The organism is Mesorhizobium sp. ZC-5 (genome assembly GCF_025753855.1).
Taxonomy (GTDB): Bacteria; Pseudomonadota; Alphaproteobacteria; order Rhizobiales; family Rhizobiaceae; genus Neomesorhizobium.
On the sequence record NZ_JAOWPT010000038.1, the window covers coordinates 1 to 2,979 of the forward strand.

Below are 2,979 nucleotides of genomic sequence, written 5' to 3' on the forward strand. Positions count from 1 at the left end.
GATGCCGAAATCGGCAACCAGCATCAGCCCCAACGACCGAAATCCTCCATCGCCGCGCTGTTCGCAACCTCATTGCCGCACCACCCCCTCTGGAAATGCCGTAGTTCGAGGTGTCCAGCATCTCTGATGCGCAGCGTGTCTTTGCGCGGCGTACTACCGCGCGACTCGCCTTACAAAGGCGACGGAACGCGGCCAGAAGTGGCGTCAGCCTGTGTGTCAATGCCGTTGATTGTGCGATCCGCAAGGCCTAGGAGGCCGCGTCCTCAGTGGCGACCTTCAGATAGTTGTAGACAGCCGCGCGACTTATCCCAAGGCGTCCCGCGATTTCTCGCACGATGCCCCGCATTTGGAACACGCCTTGGTCGTGCAGGCGGCGCACGAGCTCGATGCGGTCCACGCGGTCGAGAAGATGCGGAGGGCGCGCAAAGTCTTCAAGGTAACTGTCAATGAGTTGCTCAAGAGACAGCGAGCTCGGCAAAAACGTCTCTTTGATCTGGGTTGGATGAGGCTCTATACGGGTGAGCAGGCCGATGATCCTCTGCGCCATGAGCAAGTCGCCCGTGGCGAAATTGATTGCCAAGTATGCGACGGTTCTTCCGTCAATGATGATCGGCAGCAAACTGACGCGTATAGGCCGGCCATCAGGTGCAATGGAGCCGTAATTGAACAGTGGCTCCTGAAGGTTCGTGAGGTCGTGCTCGCCAATCGCAATGCGCGTCATAAGGTCGCCGACGCCGCGGCGAGTGACGTGGCCGTTGCCTATCGCAAGAATGCGCGGCGGCGAAACGCGATTGTCGTGGAGCACGACCTCGCAGTCATACATGATGCTGCGCGCGATCTGCGGGACCAGTTGGGCCAGCATCTTCAGAAAATCGTTGACGCGCTGTTCATCGTGATGGATCGGCTTATCTTCGTCGTTAGGCGGTCTCGGCTTTGATGTCATTGCGGGGCAACCTTACAAAGTATAAGGGCCAACGGTACGGGGAACGAATCTAGGGTCATCATATTGACTAATGTGCATCTCATGACGGAAAGTCAACGTGCAAACGTGAGGTACAGGATGCAGAGACTAGGCGATTGACGCGGTAAATCTGAGGGCTCACATACGGTTCCGGTGTATTTCCAGCTCCATTTGGGGCGTCAGTGGCCCGGTGCCTCTCGCTTGGCGCGCTAGGGCAGACTTCCGGGCGATCACTGCCCGTACCGCCCGGGATACCAGTTTGATATGGCCGTGGGGAAAACCGGCGTTCCCGGCCGTAGACAAGGTGCTTAGATCCACTGCCCTGATGGAGGCGCTCTTGTTTAACCGGCTCGCGGGTGTGATTTTTCATGGAATGAGGACCCTGTTTGAGGGGTGATTTTCGTCCAAACGGGATCCCTTAACGATGGGGTCATCAAGATGCCTCCGGTTTGATCGGAGGCATTTGTGTTTTGGATGTTGGTTGTGGAGACGATTGCAAAGATACGCCGGCTGTCGCTGGTGCAGGGAAAGTCGATCAAGGCGATCTTCCGGGAGCTGAAGATCTCCCGGAAGGTGGTGCGCAAGGTTTTGCGTTCCGAGGAGACAGAGTTCCGCTACGAGCGCAAGCATCAGCCTTATCCCCGGATGGGCGCCTGGCGTGACGAGCTGGATCGGCTGCTGTCGGCGAATGCGGCCAAGTCTCAGCGGGAGCGGCTGACACTGATCCGCATCTTCGAGGAGCTTCGCGGCCTCGGCTATGACGGCAGCTGCAGTTCGGTGTGGCGGCATGCTCAGAGTTGGGAGGCGGATCGCGGCAGCGCCGCGGCCGAAGCCTACATTCCGTTGAGCTTTGCGCCGGGCGAGGCCTACCAGTTCGACTGGAGCCACGAGATCGTTCTGCTCGACGGCGTGACGGTAATGGTGAAGGTGGCGCACATGCGGCTTTGCCAAAGCCGTATGTTCTTCATGCGGGCCTATCCGCGCGAAACGCAGGAGATGGTGTTCGATGCCCATGACCGGGCGTTCAGCTTCTTCCACGGCGCCTGCACCCGCGGCATCTGCGACAACCTATGGACGCCTCCCGGGCAAGGTAAAGTGCTGGTAGCGGACGGCATGGGATGCGTGAATCTATCCGGCCTGTCGCTGGAGCGATCACGCTCCTGGCCTTGATGGGAATCCGCTGCCTCGGTCCTCATAACATGAGTGGCTTCGTAGGCCCTGTCGTAAATCAGGCTTTGAAGCTGCGGTCCGTGCCGTAGTGCCACCAGTGTCTACCTCGCTCTCATCGCCGCGAAGGCAGCGATCTGTGCGCCGGCGCTCAGGCGGCGGCGTAACTTTCCTTTCGCATCAGCAACGCCCATGCGGTGCGAGCCGTCTTATTGGCAAGCGCCACGAGCGCCTTGTTGAAGCCGCGGCGCTCGACGATTCCTTTCAGCCAGAGCGAGCGACTGTCATCACGCTTCGCAAGCCGGCTGATCACGGCGCGGGCACCATGGATCATCTGCCAGCGCAGATAATGGTTGGCACGCCGGCCAATGCCGCCGAGACGAGGCTTGCCACCGGTCGTGTATTGTCGTGGCACCAGTCCGATCCACGAAGCGAGTTCGCGGCCCGAACGGAAGTGACTGGCATCATCGACGCTCGCAACGAGCGCGGTCGCGATGATCGGACCGACGCCGGGGAGTTCGGCCAGGCGGCGGCAATCTTCCCTTTCTCGGCAAATCTCGACGACCTTCGCATCGAGTTTAGCGACGCGTACGTTGACGTCCCGAGGTCAGACATTTCAGCCTGCTCGATCGCCGTCGGCTTGGGCGGCAAAGCGCCATGGTCCCTGTGGCAATACGATGCCATACTCGGCCAAAAGGCTGCGGGCGTGATTGATGAGCGAAGTGCGCTGGACGATTAGTTTCCGTTGTGATCAAGCACGTTTTTCGACCCAGATGCGATCGGCTTTGACGAGCGCGTTGGCGGTGACGAGGAGCTTGCGCATAACCGCGACTATAGCGATTTTGGCTGGT

At 59.6% G+C, this 2,979-nt stretch carries 1 protein-coding gene and 2 pseudogenes; 1 reads left to right on the forward strand and 2 read right to left on the reverse strand.

The features are described 5' to 3' along the window. Window positions 1-247: 247 nt before the first annotated feature. Entirely contained in the window at window positions 248-943 is a 696-nt protein-coding gene (locus tag OHD58_RS30305) for a transcriptional regulator (RefSeq protein ID WP_263807288.1), read from the reverse strand. Window positions 944-1,435: 492 nt separating this feature from the next. On the opposite strand from OHD58_RS30305, the pseudogene istA reads away from it, so the two are divergent. Next, window positions 1,436-2,038 (forward strand): annotated as a pseudogene (gene istA, locus OHD58_RS30310) (IS21 family transposase); the annotation flags it as partial. A gap of 241 nt (window positions 2,039-2,279) precedes the next feature. On the opposite strand, the pseudogene OHD58_RS30315 reads toward istA, so the two are convergent. Continuing rightward, window positions 2,280-2,876, reverse strand: a pseudogene (locus tag OHD58_RS30315) (IS110 family transposase); the annotation flags it as partial. Between the last annotated feature and the right edge of the window lie 103 nt (window positions 2,877-2,979).